Source organism: Streptococcus sp. FDAARGOS_256 (genome assembly GCF_002289235.2).
Classification (GTDB): domain Bacteria; phylum Bacillota; class Bacilli; order Lactobacillales; family Streptococcaceae; genus Streptococcus.
The window spans coordinates 1,649,913-1,664,076 of record NZ_NTGM02000001.1 but is presented as its reverse complement, the minus strand read 5'-3'; the positions used below and the strand labels follow the sequence as shown (position 1 = coordinate 1,664,076).

At 42.1% G+C, this 14,164-nt stretch carries 18 protein-coding genes; 7 read left to right on the top strand and 11 right to left on the bottom strand.

Annotated elements, in window-relative coordinates; all coding sequences use genetic code 11:
• The first annotated feature begins 88 nt into the window (after positions 1 to 88).
• The 4 genes from A6J84_RS08305 (at position 89) to A6J84_RS08290 (ending at position 4,202) form a co-directional block, all read left to right on the top strand.
• A complete protein-coding gene (locus A6J84_RS08305; RefSeq protein ID WP_000431414.1) occupies positions 89 to 1,381 on the top strand; it encodes a carbohydrate ABC transporter permease in 1,293 nt (430 codons plus the stop codon).
• Between the two features lies 1 nt (position 1,382).
• The gene (locus A6J84_RS08300; RefSeq protein ID WP_001065654.1) at positions 1,383 to 2,225 is read left to right on the top strand and encodes a sugar ABC transporter permease; all 843 of its coding nucleotides are present in this window, start codon (positions 1,383 to 1,385) and stop codon (positions 2,223 to 2,225) included.
• Between the two features lie 180 nt (positions 2,226 to 2,405).
• The gene (locus tag A6J84_RS08295; protein WP_095726395.1) at positions 2,406 to 3,206 is read left to right on the top strand and encodes a DUF1189 domain-containing protein; all 801 of its coding nucleotides are present in this window, start codon (positions 2,406 to 2,408) and stop codon (positions 3,204 to 3,206) included.
• A gap of 9 nt (positions 3,207 to 3,215) precedes the next feature.
• Positions 3,216 to 4,202 carry a LacI family DNA-binding transcriptional regulator gene (locus tag A6J84_RS08290; RefSeq protein ID WP_045618053.1) on the top strand — a complete coding sequence of 329 codons (987 nt, stop codon included), beginning with the start codon at positions 3,216 to 3,218 and terminating at the stop codon, positions 4,200 to 4,202.
• A gap of 33 nt (positions 4,203 to 4,235) precedes the next feature.
• On the opposite strand, the gene A6J84_RS08285 is transcribed toward A6J84_RS08290, so the two are convergent.
• From A6J84_RS08285 to hisS, 10 genes are all read right to left on the bottom strand, one after another.
• Positions 4,236 to 5,177: a YitT family protein gene (locus tag A6J84_RS08285; protein ID WP_000806300.1), complete on the bottom strand. Its 942-nt coding sequence runs from the start codon at positions 5,175 to 5,177 to the stop codon at positions 4,236 to 4,238.
• Positions 5,155 to 6,918, bottom strand: coding sequence for an aspartate--tRNA ligase (gene aspS, locus A6J84_RS08280; RefSeq protein ID WP_049549815.1), 1,764 nt, complete (start codon positions 6,916 to 6,918; stop codon positions 5,155 to 5,157). Before aspS ends, A6J84_RS08285 begins: the two co-directional genes overlap by 23 nt.
• A gap of 151 nt (positions 6,919 to 7,069) precedes the next feature.
• Complete coding sequence (locus A6J84_RS08275; protein ID WP_000832178.1) at positions 7,070 to 7,288, bottom strand: hypothetical protein; 219 nt, start codon at positions 7,286 to 7,288, stop codon at positions 7,070 to 7,072.
• Positions 7,289 to 7,305: 17 nt separating this feature from the next.
• A complete protein-coding gene (locus A6J84_RS08270; RefSeq protein ID WP_049484501.1) occupies positions 7,306 to 7,947 on the bottom strand; it encodes a CPBP family intramembrane glutamic endopeptidase in 642 nt (213 codons plus the stop codon).
• Positions 7,948 to 7,956: 9 nt separating this feature from the next.
• Entirely contained in the window at positions 7,957 to 8,691 is a 735-nt protein-coding gene (locus A6J84_RS08265; protein ID WP_000730199.1) for a DUF3169 family protein, read from the bottom strand.
• A gap of 13 nt (positions 8,692 to 8,704) precedes the next feature.
• On the bottom strand, positions 8,705 to 9,055 hold the full coding sequence (locus tag A6J84_RS08260) for a PspC domain-containing protein (RefSeq protein WP_000713857.1): 351 nt from the start codon (positions 9,053 to 9,055) through the stop codon (positions 8,705 to 8,707).
• 2 nt (positions 9,056 to 9,057) lie between these two features.
• Positions 9,058 to 9,255, bottom strand: a complete 198-nt coding sequence (locus tag A6J84_RS08255; protein ID WP_033583605.1) for a hypothetical protein — start codon at positions 9,253 to 9,255, stop codon at positions 9,058 to 9,060.
• Entirely contained in the window at positions 9,242 to 9,430 is a 189-nt protein-coding gene (locus A6J84_RS08250; protein WP_001046120.1) for a hypothetical protein, read from the bottom strand. The genes A6J84_RS08255 and A6J84_RS08250 overlap by 14 nt, the downstream gene beginning before the upstream one ends.
• Positions 9,427 to 9,633 carry a helix-turn-helix transcriptional regulator gene (locus A6J84_RS08245; protein ID WP_000916943.1) on the bottom strand — a complete coding sequence of 69 codons (207 nt, stop codon included), beginning with the start codon at positions 9,631 to 9,633 and terminating at the stop codon, positions 9,427 to 9,429. Before A6J84_RS08245 ends, A6J84_RS08250 begins: the two co-directional genes overlap by 4 nt.
• 143 nt (positions 9,634 to 9,776) lie before the next feature.
• Entirely contained in the window at positions 9,777 to 11,057 is a 1,281-nt protein-coding gene (gene hisS, locus A6J84_RS08240) for a histidine--tRNA ligase (protein ID WP_044020080.1), read from the bottom strand.
• Positions 11,058 to 11,224: 167 nt separating this feature from the next.
• Between hisS and A6J84_RS08235 the strand changes: the two genes are divergently transcribed.
• Positions 11,225 to 11,566 carry a metal-sulfur cluster assembly factor gene (locus A6J84_RS08235; RefSeq protein WP_001204052.1) on the top strand — a complete coding sequence of 114 codons (342 nt, stop codon included), beginning with the start codon at positions 11,225 to 11,227 and terminating at the stop codon, positions 11,564 to 11,566.
• Positions 11,567 to 11,731: 165 nt separating this feature from the next.
• Here the strand turns inward: A6J84_RS08235 and ilvD are convergent, their stop codons facing one another.
• Positions 11,732 to 13,435, bottom strand: coding sequence for a dihydroxy-acid dehydratase (ilvD, locus tag A6J84_RS08230; protein ID WP_095726394.1), 1,704 nt, complete (start codon positions 13,433 to 13,435; stop codon positions 11,732 to 11,734).
• 216 nt (positions 13,436 to 13,651) lie between these two features.
• Between ilvD and rpmF the strand changes: the two genes are divergently transcribed.
• Positions 13,652 to 13,834, top strand: a complete 183-nt coding sequence (gene rpmF / locus A6J84_RS08225) for a 50S ribosomal protein L32 (RefSeq protein ID WP_000290417.1) — start codon at positions 13,652 to 13,654, stop codon at positions 13,832 to 13,834.
• 15 nt (positions 13,835 to 13,849) lie between these two features.
• Entirely contained in the window at positions 13,850 to 13,999 is a 150-nt protein-coding gene (gene rpmG / locus A6J84_RS08220) for a 50S ribosomal protein L33 (RefSeq protein ID WP_001265622.1), read from the top strand.
• The last annotated feature ends 165 nt before the right edge of the window (positions 14,000 to 14,164 follow it).

Below are 14,164 nucleotides of genomic sequence, written 5' to 3'. Positions count from 1 at the left end.
TTGATTTTATAAATTTACGAATGATTGCAGTTGCCTATCTAGTGATTGGAGACAAACTTCAATCTCGTATCCTATGAAAGGAGTATTCATGGAAAACCAACAACCTAGCAAAGCAGCCTTGCTTTCAGTGATTCCTGGGTTAGGACAGATTTACAATAAACAAAAGGCAAAAGGTTTTATCTTCCTTGGTGTAACTATCGTATTTGTTCTTTATTTCCTAGCACTTGCAGCCCCTGAATTGCACAATTTGATCACTCTTGGTGACAAGCCAGGTCGTGATAATTCCCTCTTTATGCTGATTCGTGGTGCCTTCCATTTAATCTTTGTAGTCGTTTATGTGCTCTTTTATTTCTCAAATATTAAAGATGCACATACAATCGCAAAACGTATTAACAATGGAATTCCTGTCCCACGTACTTTTAAAGATATGATCAAAGGTATTTATGAGAATGGTTTCCCTTACCTCTTGATCATCCCATCTTACGTCGCTATGACATTTGCGATTATCTTCCCAGTTATCGTAACCTTGATGATTGCCTTTACCAACTATGACTTCCAACACTTGCCACCAAACAAATTGTTGGACTGGGTTGGTTTGACTAACTTTACAAACATCTGGAGTTTAAGTACCTTCCGTTCAGCCTTCGGTGCGGTTCTTTCTTGGACCATCATCTGGGCCTTGTCTGCTTCTACTTTGCAGATTGTGATTGGTATCTTCACCGCTATCATTGCTAACCAACCATTTATCAAAGGAAAACGTATCTTTGGTGTTATTTTCCTTCTTCCTTGGGCTGTTCCAGCCTTCATCACTATCTTGACATTCTCAAACATGTTTAACGATAGTGTCGGAGCGATCAACACTCAAGTATTGCCTATCTTGGCTAAGGTTCTTCCTTTCCTTGACGGTGCTCTTATCCCTTGGAAAACAGACCCAACTTGGACCAAGATTGCCTTGATTATGATGCAAGGTTGGCTAGGATTCCCATACATCTACGTTTTGACTTTGGGTATCTTGCAGTCAATTCCTAACGACCTCTACGAAGCGGCTTATATCGATGGTGCCAATGCTTGGCAAAAATTCCGCAACATCACTTTCCCTATGATTTTGGCTGTTGCAGCACCAACATTGATCAGCCAATACACCTTCAACTTTAACAACTTCTCTATCATGTACCTCTTCAACGGCGGAGGTCCTGGTAGCGTTGGTGGTGGAGCCGGTTCAACTGATATCTTGATCTCATGGATTTATCGTTTGACAACAGGTACATCTCCTCAATACTCTATGGCGGCAGCTGTTACCTTGATCATCTCTATCATTGTCATCTCTATCTCTATGATCGCATTCAAGAAACTACACGCATTTGATATGGAGGACGTCTAAGATGAATAACTCAATCAAACTCAAACGTAGACTGACTCAAACCCTCACTTACCTCTACTTGATTGGTCTTTCAATCGTGATTATCTATCCACTTTTGATTACTATTATGTCAGCCTTCAAGACTGGTAACGTCGTAGCTTTTAAACTAGATGCTAATGTCGACTTTAGCTTTGCCAACTTCCAAGGGCTCTTCACTGAAACCTTGTACGGCACTTGGTACCTCAACACTTTGATTATCGCTTTGATTACAATGGCTGTTCAAACAAGTATCATCGTACTTGCTGGTTACGCCTACAGCCGTTACAACTTCTTGGCTCGTAAACAAAGTTTGGTCTTCTTCTTGATCATCCAAATGGTGCCAACTATGGCCGCTTTGACAGCCTTCTTCGTTATGGCCCTTATGTTGAACGCCCTTAACCATAGCTGGTTCCTCATCTTCCTATATGTCGGTGGTGGTATCCCAATGAACGCTTGGTTGATGAAAGGTTACTTCGACACAGTACCAATGTCTCTTGATGAATCAGCAAAACTAGATGGTGCAGGACACTTCCGTCGCTTCTGGCAAATTGTTCTCCCACTCGTTCGTCCAATGGTTGCAGTACAAGCGCTCTGGGCCTTCATGGGACCTTTCGGAGACTATATCCTCTCTAGTTTCTTGCTTCGTGAGAAAGAATACTTTACAGTTGCCGTTGGTCTACAGACCTTTGTCAGCAATGTGAAAAACTTGAAGATTGCCTACTTCTCAGCAGGTGCTATCCTCATCGCCCTTCCAATCTGTATTCTCTTCTTCTTCCTACAAAAGAACTTTGTTTCAGGACTTACAAGTGGTGGCGACAAGGGATAATTTATCCCCGCCACCCTTTTTCATTTTGATCTTGTTTCTAAAGTTGAAAGATTAGACACAAGACTGCAAATAGTAGCAAAATCAGCTTTTCAGTAAGCAATTTATCTACTAGACTTGAAATAAAGCACATTTCTCTATATAATAATACTCATATAGAAAACACCTTTTAGAAAGATACAAATGCTTCCATATCCATTTTCATATTTTTCAAGTATTTGGGGATTTCGTAAGCCCCTATCAAAACGTTTCGGTCTCAACTGGTTTCAGCTTCTCTTTACGAGCATTTTCCTCATCAGTTTGTCTATGGTTCCGATTGCCATTCAAAACAGCTCACAGGAAACGTATCCACTGGATACCTTTATCGATAATGTCTATACTCCACTTACAGATGAAGCCATCATGGACTTGTCAGAGAATGCACAAATCGTAGATGGAAAGCTGAACTACTCAGGTACGAAGAATCAGCAGCCTTCTCTTTTGATTGGCCCGAGCCAAAGCAAGGAATTGCCAAAGGACTTGCAACTTCATTTTGATACCGAAGAACTCGTCATCAGTAAGGAAAGTAAGGAACTAACTCGCATTCGCTACCACGCCATTCAAACGGAGAGTTTCCAGAGCAAGGAAGATTTAACCCAAGCCATTTCTAAAGATTGGTACCAACAAAATCGGGTCTATATCAGTCTCTTTCTCGTTCTTGGTGCAAGCTTCCTCTTTGGATTGAATTTCTTCATTGTCTCTCTTGGAGCTAGTCTTCTCCTTTATATCACCAAAAAATCACGCCTCTTTTCATTTAGGACTTTTAAAGAGTGCTACCATTTTATCTTGAACTGTTTAGGATTACCCACTCTGATTACGCTTATTTTGGGACTTTTTGGCCAAAATATGTCAACCCTTATCACTGTACAAAACATTCTTTTTGTTCTTTATCTGGTCACTATTTTTTACAAGACACATTTCCGTGATCCAGATTACCATAAATAGGAGATTTTTATGCCCGTGACGATTAAAGATGTGGCTAAGGCAGCAGGTGTCTCACCTTCCACTGTTACCCGCGTCATTCAAAATAAATCAACGATTAGTGATGAAACCAAAAAACGAGTTCGCAAGGCGATGAAGGAACTCAACTACCATCCCAACCTCAATGCTCGCAGTCTAGTTAGCAGCTATACTCAGGTTATCGGCCTGGTGCTTCCTGATGACTCGGATGCCTTTTACCAAAATCCTTTCTTCCCATCTGTCCTTCGTGGTATCGCCCAAGTCGCGTCTGAAAACCACTACGCTATTCAGATTGCAACAGGGAAAGATGCAAAAGAGCGGCTCAAAGCTATTTCCCAGATGGTCTATGGTAAGCGTGTAGATGGTTTGATTTTCCTCTATGCCCAAGAAGAGGATCCTTTGGTTAAGCTAGTAGCAGATGAGCAATTTCCTTTCCTTATCTTAGGTAAATCTCTATCTCCCTTCATTCCGCTCGTCGATAATGACAATGTCCAGGCAGGTTTTGATGCAACAGAATATTTCATCAAAAAAGGATGCAAGCGAATTGCCTTCATAGGAGGAACCAAAAAACTTTTCGTAACACAAGATCGTCTAATGGGTTATGAGTTAGCTCTTAAACGATACCAACTTCCTATTGATCCAAATCTGACCTACTTTGCGACCGAATTTCTTGAAGATAATGGTTATCGCTTTAGTAAACTTCTCTTCGAGCATGATCCAAATATTGATGCTATTATTACTATTGATAGCCTTCTTGCTGCAGGGGTCTGTGATTACATCGCAAAACACCAACTGGATGTCCCTGTCCTCAGCTTTGACTCGGTCAACCCTAAACTGAACTTGGCAGCCTATGTGGATATCAATAGCTTAGAACTCGGGCGCGTTTCCTTTGAAACCATTCTCCAGATTATTAACGATGCCAAAAACAATAAACAGATTTGTTACCGCCAGTTGATTGGACACAAAATTATCGAAAAATAAAGACCAGCCCCAAGGCTGGTCTTTTGAGTATTATTAATTGTCTGTTTCTACGAATCGTCCGAGGATGTGGACATTTTCGGATACAGAGACAAAGGCTGTCGGATCGACCTGTTTCATGATGTGTTTAAAATCATTAAACTCTGCTCGTGTGATAACCGTAATCAAGACTGCTTTTCTCTCATGATTATAGGTCCCTTCTGCATCGTGGATCATGGTTGCTCCGCGGTGCAATTTTTTATGGATTTTTGCGATTACCTTGTCAGGATTATTGGTCACAATCATGGCCTGCATGCGTTTTTGCTTGGTAAAGACCGCGTCTGTGACACGACTGGAGACAAAGATAGTAATCATGGAGTAGAGGGCGTATTTCCAACCAAAGGTCAATCCTGCTATCAGCATAATCGTCCCATTCACTAAGAAAGAAATACTACCGACATTTCTCCCTGTTTTCTTTCGAATGGTCAGACTGACGATATCTGTACCTCCGCTAGAAATATTGTTACGGAGCGCAAAACCAATCCCCAAGCCCATGACAACACCCCCAAAAAGGGCGTTGATAATGGGATCCTCTGTCAAGGTCACAACTGGTACAAGCTGGATAAAGAGGGAACTCATGGATACTGTGATGAAGGTAAAGATTGTAAACTTATGCCCAATCTGATACCAAGCCAAAATCATCAACGGAAAATTGATAGCATAAAAGGTTAGCGATATCGGAATGTAAAAACCAAACCAGTGATTACTCAAGGCAGAGATAATCTGTGCCAGACCTGTCGCACCACTGGAGTAAACGTGCCCTGGTTGAAAAAAGAAATTGACTGCTACTGCTGACAGAAAGCCATAAACCAGAGAAGCCGATACTTTCTCATCATATTTTTCCCGAGAGATACTTTGTAAAACTCGTAAGATTTTTATCTGATAAGCAAAGCGGCGCAAATAATAGCGCCACCGCTTAATTCGTTTTGCTTGTTTCATCTTCTTCTACTTGTAAGCTGAGTTCCTCTAGTTGTTTGAGAGCGACTGTTGATGGAGCTTGTGTCATTGGGTCGGTTGCCTTATTGTTCTTAGGAAAGGCAATGACTTCACGGATATTTTCTTCTCCTGCTAAGAGCATCACAAAACGGTCAAGACCGATAGCCAAACCACCGTGTGGTGGGAAACCATAGTCCATGGCTTCAAGAAGGAAACCAAACTGGTCATTGGCTTCTTCAGCTGAGAAACCAAGAGCCTTGAACATGCGTTCTTGAAGGTCTTTTTGGTTGATACGAAGGCTACCACCACCAAGCTCATAACCGTTCAAGACGATATCATAAGCAATGGCACGAACCTTAGCCAAATCACCTTCTAATTCGTGAGCTGTTTCTTCCTGTGGAAGAGTGAACGGATGGTGGGCGCTCATGTAGCGACCTTCTTCTTCAGACCATTCAAACATTGGCCAATCAACCACCCAAAGGAAGTTGAATTTATCGTTATCAATCAAGCCAAGCTCTTTGGCGATACGTCCACGAAGGGCGCCTAGTGTTGCATTGGCTACCTCAAGCGTATCCGCCACAAAGAGAACCAAGTCCTTATCTTCAAGACCAAGTGCTGCAGTCAATTCTGCTTGGATCCCAGTCAAGAACTTGGCAACTGGTCCGTTTAATTCTCCATCCACAACCTTGACCCAAGCAAGACCTTTAGCACCGTACTGTTTAGCTACTTCAGTCATCTTGTCAATGTCTTTACGTGAGTAGTTATCCGCAGCTCCTTTGACCACAATAGCTTTAACGGCAGGTGCTTCTGAAAAGACTTTGAAATCAACACCTCTAACCACTTCTGTCAAGTCCTGAAGCAACATATCAAAACGAGTATCTGGCTTATCAGAACCGTAAAAGGCCATAGCATCATCATACTTCATACGAGGAAATGGAAGAGTTACTTCGATGCCTTTGGTTTCTTTCATCACGCGCGCAATCAATCCTTCTGTAATATCTTGGATTTCTTGCTCCGTAAGGAAGGATGTTTCCAAGTCGACCTGGGTGAACTCAGGCTGACGATCACCACGCAAGTCCTCATCACGGAAACATTTGACGATTTGGTAATAGCGGTCGAAACCAGCATTCATCAACAATTGCTTAGTGATTTGTGGACTTTGAGGAAGAGCGTAGAAATGCCCTTTATTGACACGAGATGGCACCAAATAGTCACGCGCCCCTTCTGGCGTTGACTTCGAAAGGAATGGCGTCTCCACATCGATAAACTCCAACTCATCCAAGTAATTACGGATAGAGTGGGTCACCTTGGCACGAAGCTTAAGGTTTTCTAGCATTTCTGGACGACGAAGGTCAAGGTAACGGTAACGCAAACGTGTATCGTCATTGGCCTCAATCCCATCTTTAATCTCAAAAGGTGTTGTTTTGGCTGTATTAAGCACCGTCAAAGCTGTCACGTTCAACTCAACTGCACCAGTCGGCAATTTATCATTAGCTTGCTCACGCGCAGCGACCTGACCCGTCACCTCGATGACAAACTCACTGCGAAGACTTTCAGCTGTTGCCATGACCTCTGCAGATACTTTTTCAGGGTTGATAACCAACTGCATGATTCCTTCACGGTCACGAAGGTCGATAAAGATTAAACCACCCAAGTCACGACGACGGCCAACCCATCCTTTCAAAGTAATTTCTTGTCCGATATGTTCCTCACGAACACGACCAGCATACATACTACGTTTCATGTTTTCTCTCCTCTTTTATTCTGTTACTATTTTACCATAAAAGCGCAGGCTCTTCATGAAAATCAGCAGAAAAGTTTGATTGTCTTTAGAAATCAAAACGAACAGACAAAAAATCCGATGAAAACGTCATCGGATTCTCTGATTATGATTCTTAACCTTTTTTACGCTTTTCAGCAATCTCAGCTGCCTTTTTAGGTAGAACAATCTCCGTCGCATAAGCTGTCGCAAAACGCAAGACACCTGCAATAGGCGCAAAGACAACCGCTAGATAGTTGTAAAAGAAGTCGCCTTTAAAGGCATAGGCAAGTGCCCCGATGATAAAGAAGAGAACGACCGCCTGTATCACTGCTAATAAAATTACTCGTTTCATGTGACCTCCTGACTCTATTATAGCATGAGTATCATCAAAAAGCCGATTAAATTATTCAAAGCGTGGAGAGAAATGCTGTAAAGAAGACCTTTTCGGCTTACATAAGCCAGTCCCAAACTCAATCCCAGACTAGCATAAACTAAAAACTGTTGCAAAGTCCCTGGAAAATGAATCAAGGCAAAAAGCACACTTGATACGAGGAGAAACAGAGCTGTCTGTTTGCTGTTGTTCTGCTTAGGAAAGAGATAGCGCGCCAGCATCCCTCTAAAGATGAGTTCTTCCGTCAGAGGAGCAAAGACTACCACCATAAAGAAACCAAATACAGGCTGAGCAACTGTCAATTGTGATACGATTTGTTGATTGACTGACGGATCTTCTGGCAAAAAGAACTGAGCTGTAATCGCCACTAGCAAAACCAGAGTAGGCAACCAGATATAACGATTAAAAGCTGTCGTCTGGATGCTAACCTTTTCTGTCTGATACCATCTGTAAACTCCATAAACATAGGCCCCTGACAGAGCGATATAGAGTGGCAAGACTCCAAAGATCGAAGCCCCTAGGTCAAGCGCTGATAAAGCCATACTCTGAATCAGACCATAGCCAAAGTAAAAGGATAGGACAGCTAGAAGAAACCAGCCAAGATTTTTAAGTAATTTCATAAAAGACTCCTATTTGAAATAACGTTTTACCATAGGTAATTGCATCACATTGATATAAATATGGATCGCTCCTACAAGCAAGAAGGCTAGTAACTGAATTTCTCCTGTCAGTAAGGAAAAGAGAACGATTAGAAAATAGAGAGTTGGCAAGACATACTGGTTTAATTGGAATAAAATTCGAAAACTCTGTTCTAAATTAGCCTTGCGCTCCCCTTCATCGTAGGAGTTTATATAGTCCAAGACATCTTTTGGTGTAGAGAAGAATTCCAAATCAAACTGACGAACGATCGCAATGGTCTTATAGAGATATTTTTGAGCACTGAAAATCATCACTAATGCCAAAAAAGAAAGAGATAAGGTTATATAGCTGATATTTAGTACAATTACTTCACTACCTGAGATGAAAAGAGCCAAAAAAATCGCTACGCCTGCACTATTAAAAGCAATAGTTCCAAACTCGAGATTACGATACATTTGTACATAATAGGTTTCATTCAGATCATCATCCATTTCCTCTTGATACAAGGAGTGAAATTTTCTGCTTTTCTTTAAGAAATCGAAAGTCAAAAACATACTAATGAAACCTAACAGTAAACAAATAGATGATATCCATGGAATCACGATTTTGACATCTAAAATGGTTCCATAGTTTTCGGTATAGGCCTTAAACATCCCTGCAAACATGCCCAAGAAGCCTCCCAAGATCAAAGCCATTAAAAATAACAATCCACGTTTCTTTTTCATATTCATCCTCTTTCTAAACTAATCCAACCAACCATTGACCAAAGTCCTTACCTGACTCAAAGATAGCGACCAAACCTTCTGTTCCAAGTGACACCAAAATCAAACAAACAGCAAACAAGAGAATAGCTTGGTTTCTAGCTTTTTTTGCTCCATCTCCCAAGGGTTCATTGCCAAGCCAACCTGCTAGATAGGCATAGAGAGTTACTGTTATAATCCCAATCTCTGTCGAAGAGAGAAACAGCAAGACTGTCACCAAACGAACGATATTGGCTTGAATGTTAAAATAATTTCCTAAACCTGCACAAACACCCGCAAGTTCTTTGTGCTCAGTATCGACTTGAAAACCTGCTAAAAACTTTTTCATATTCATTCTCCTTTTTCACTTGCTAGATTTTTGGATTTCTTTTCAATCCAGTCAACTACTGGGATGAGAGCAAAGTAGGTCCAAACAAATTGGTCGCTTTGATATGGATTAAACCAGCCTAGGTCCATCCCAATCAGTAGAAATACGCTGACTAATAGAGCTATGGCAACTACATAATAGATTACTTTATACTTGTTCATCATTTTTCTCCTTTTTCTTCAACCGATTGAAAATGGACAAGAGGACTAAATTAATCCAAAACAAATACTTACTTTCAACAAAATAGAACCAACCCAGTAATGTTCCAATCATAGCAAAAGCATTCACAATAAAGGCAAAAACACTCATATAATAAATTACTTTATACTTATTCATTCCTCATCCTCCTCTATACGAAAGACTGACTCGACTGGCTCATGGAATATCTGAGCAATCTTCAGGGCAATAACGATGGATGGGGTGTACTCATCCCGTTCTAACAAACTGATGGTCTGTCTGGAAACTCCTGCTAGCTTGGCAAGTTCGGTCTGATTGAGACCATCGCGAGCCCGAAGCTCTTTTAAACGATTTTTAAGCATTCCCTTCTCCTTTACTCTTAACTTGCTTACATTGTAACACATCTTTTTCTTTTTGACAAGCATATTTGTCAAAAAGTTTAAGATTTTTGTCATTTTGCAAAAGAAAAAGGTCAGGAATAAGATCCTGACCAGTTTTTCTACTATTAAAAGCCTAATTTTTCAAATATTTCTGAAAAGTTTTGGCTAATGGTCTCAAGTGATACTTGAACTTCTTCTCGAGTTTGGTTGTTCTTAACTGTCACTTGTCCGCTTTCGACTTCGCTCTCTCCGAGAGTGATGAGGGTCTTAGCAGCAAAGACATCGGCGGACTTGAACTGAGCTTTGAGTTTACGGTTAAGGTAATCACGCTCTGCTTTGAATCCTTGTTGGCGAAGGGCTTGTACCAATTCCAAGGCCTTAACATTTGCTCCTTCACCCAAGACTGCGATATAAACATCTAGAGCGTTTTCGATAGGGAGGGCCACCCCTTGTTTTTCAAGGATGAGAAGCAGGCGCTCTACACCAAGGCCAAATCCAAATCCAGCAGTTTCAGGACCACCAAAGTAGGCAACCAAACCATCGTAGCGACCACCCGCACAGACCGTCAAGTCATTGCCCTCAATCTCAGTGATGAACTCGAAAATCGTGTGGTTGTAATAGTCCAGACCGCGCACCATATTGGTATCGATGATATAGTCTACACCCAGATTTTCCAACATCTGACGCACAGCATCAAAGTGGGATTGGCTTTCTTCATCAAGGAAGTCCAAGATAGACGGCGCATTTTCTACTGCCACCTTGTCTTCTTTTTCCTTAGAGTCCAAGACACGGAGAGGATTTTCCTCCAAACGACGTTGGCTATCCTTCGACAAGGTCTCCTTGAGCGGTGTTAAATAGTCGATCAAGGCCTGACGGTAGGCTGCACGGCTCTCAGGATTTCCAAGCGTATTGAGGTGCAATTTGACACCTTGGATGCCGATTTCTTTCAAGAAATGAGCCGCCATAGCGATGGTTTCCACATCGGTAGCTGGATTACTAGAGCCAAAGCACTCGACACCAATCTGGTGGAACTGGCGCAAACGACCTGCTTGTGGACGCTCATAACGGAACATAGGACCCATGTAATAGAACTTACTTGGCTTTTGCACTTCTGGGGCGAAGAGTTTATTTTCCACATAAGAGCGGACAACGGGCGCAGTTCCTTCTGGACGGAGGGTAATATGGCGGTCACCCTTGTCATAAAAATCGTACATTTCCTTGGTTACGATATCCGTTGTATCTCCGACAGAGCGACTGATGACCTCGTAATGCTCAAAAATAGGCGTGCGCACTTCTGCATAGTTATAGCGCTTGAAAATTTCACGGGCAAAGCCCTCAACATACTGCCACTTGGCAGACTCAGCCGGTAAAATATCCTGCGTTCCTTTTGGTTTTTGTAATTTCATAGGGAATCCTCTTTAAACTTAATAGTCTTATTTTACCATAAATAGAGGGATTAAAACAGTGAGAGGAGAAAATCTCAAGAGAGTCTTTTCAGAAAATTCATCAAAAACTTGCCAAATTGTCAGAATTATGAGAAAATAGAGGATATTTATCACGTGGAGGGACTGTTATGAGAGACGATATCAAAATCAATGACCGCGCTTTGGCCTTACAAGACCAAATTATCGAAAAACTAGAGAAGGTTTTTGATACAGATGTGGAATTGGATGTGTACAATCTGGGCTTGATTTATGAAATTAATCTGGATGAAACAGGTCTCTGTAAGATTGTCATGACCTTTACCGACACTGCCTGCGATTGCGCCGAAAGCCTGCCTATCGAAATCGTGGCCGGTCTGAAACAAATCGAGGGTATCGAAGATGTCAAGGTTGAAGTTACCTGGTCGCCTGCCTGGAAGATCACACGAATCAGTCGCTACGGCCGTATTGCCCTTGGACTGCCACCTCGTTAAGCAGGCAAATCACTTTTGAAGATAAAAAGAAGCAAGCCGAAGATGGCTTGCTTTTTGATACTCAATGAAAATCAAAGAGCAAACTAGGAAACTAGCCGCAGGCTGTACTTGAGTACGGCAAGGCGATGTTGATGTGGTTTGAAGAGATTTTCGAAGAGTATGAGTTTATTTTTTACCTGACTTGTCCATATTCCAGAAGTCTGTCACAGCTCCGCGAGAAGCAGATGATACGATGTGGGCATATTTACCGAGTACACCACGGCTATAAAGTGGTGGCAAGGTTGTTTCTGCCTTGCGTTTTTCAAGTTCTTCTTCGGATACGGCCATGGAAATTTCTTTGGTATCTTGGTCAACTGTAACGATATCGCCTGTACGGAGGTAGGCAATCGGTCCACCATCCTGAGCTTCAGGGGCGATATGTCCAACAACCAGACCATAAGTACCACCAGAGAAGCGTCCGTCTGTCAAGAGGGCAACCTTGTCTCCTTGACCTTTACCAACAATCATGGATGAAAGTGACAGCATCTCAGGCATACCAGGACCGCCCTTAGGTCCCACGAAACGAACAACGACAACATCGCCATCAACGATTTCGTCTGTCAGAACTGCCTGAATAGCATCTTCTTCTGAGTCAAAGACCTTAGCCGGTCCAATGTGGCGACGCACTTTCACACCTGATACTTTAGCAACCGCGCCATCAGGAGCGAGGTTCCCGTTCAAGATGATAAGCGGACCATCTGCACGTTTTGGATTTTCAAGTGGCATGATGACTTTTTGACCTGGGGTAAGGTCTGCAAAGTCAGCTAAGTTCTCAGCAACAGTCTTACCAGTACATGTGATGCGGTCTCCATGAAGGAAACCATTTGCCAAGAGGTATTTCATAACCGCTGGCACACCACCGACTTCGTAGAGATCTTGGAAGACATACTTACCAGATGGTTTCAAGTCAGCCAAGTGAGGCACACGTTCTTGGATCGTATTGAAGTCCTCAAGGGACAAGTCAACATTAGCCGCATGGGCAATAGCAAGCAAGTGAAGAGTGGCATTTGTAGAACCACCGAGAGCCATAGTTACAGTGATGGCATCTTCAAAAGCTTCACGAGTCAAGATATCTGATGGTTTGAGACCAAGCTCCAGCATCTTGACAACAGCTCGTCCTGCTGCTTCGATATCTTCTTTCTTGTCAGCTGATTCAGCTGGGTGAGATGAAGAGCCTGGTAAGCTCATCCCTAGAACTTCGATAGCAGTCGCCATGGTATTAGCTGTATACATACCACCACAGCCACCAGGGCCAGGGCAGGCATTACATTCGAGACGTTTCACGTCCTCAGCTGTCATGTCACCGTGGTTCCATTTTCCGATACCCTCAAAAACAGACACCAAGTCAATGTCTTTGCCATCAAGATTTCCCGGTGCAATGGTTCCACCATAGGCGAAAATAGCTGGAATATCCATATTGGCAATGGCAATCATAGAACCAGGCATGTTCTTATCACAGCCACCGATAGCGACGAAGGCATCGACGTTGTGACCACCCATAGCCGCCTCGATAGAGTCTGCGATGATATCACGAGATGTTAGAGAGAAACGCATACCAGGCGTTCCCATGGCAATCCCGTCCGCTACGGTAATGGTTCCAAACTGTACCGGCCAAGCACCTGCAGATTTGACACCTTCTTTAGCCAATTTCCCGAAATCATGCAAGTGAATGTTACATGGTGTATTTTCCGCCCAAGTCGAAATCACTCCCACAATCGGTGTTTCAAAGTCCTTATCTGTCATACCAGTCGCACGAAGCATAGCACGGTTTGGTGATTTAACCATACTGTCATAAACGCTACTGCGGTGACGTGTATCTAATTCTGTCATTTGTTCCCTCCCATTTCAGTTTTTACCATTATAGCACAATTTCCGCATGAAGAACAGAATAAAATTCTTGAATTTTCAGAAAATTTCGATTACTAGCTTCTAATTTTTTCATCTTTTTTTGTCAAGTAACTTTACTTTACAAAAAAGTTTTGATATACTATTAAAGTTGATGAAAATCAAACCTAACTGAATTATATCTTAAAAGGAGAAATCAAAATGGCAGTACCTGCACGTCGCACTTCAAAAGCGAAGAAAAACAAACGTCGTACCCACTACAAAGTAACAGCTCCATCTGTAAACTTTGACGAAACTACTGGAGATTACTCACGTTCTCACCGTGTATCACTTAAAGGATACTACAAAGGACGTAAAATCGCTAAAGCTGCATCAGCTGAATAATAGAAGGGAGATACCATGCGCGTAAATATCACACTTGAACACAAAGAATCTGGTGAACGCTTGTACCTTACTTCTAAAAACAAACGTAACACTCCAGACCGTCTTCAATTGAAGAAATACTCACCAAAACTTCGCAAACACGTTGTGTTTACAGAGGTTAAATAAGGGTTCACTACACGTCAGTAGACTTTAGAAACCTTGATTTAAAGCAATTCTTGAATTTCGAAATTTCACTACATTGCGATATGAATCAATCGAATCACTACCTTTTTCACTACCTTTTATGTAATAAGAAACTGATTCGTTTATTTAAAAAGAAGAGGAACTTTA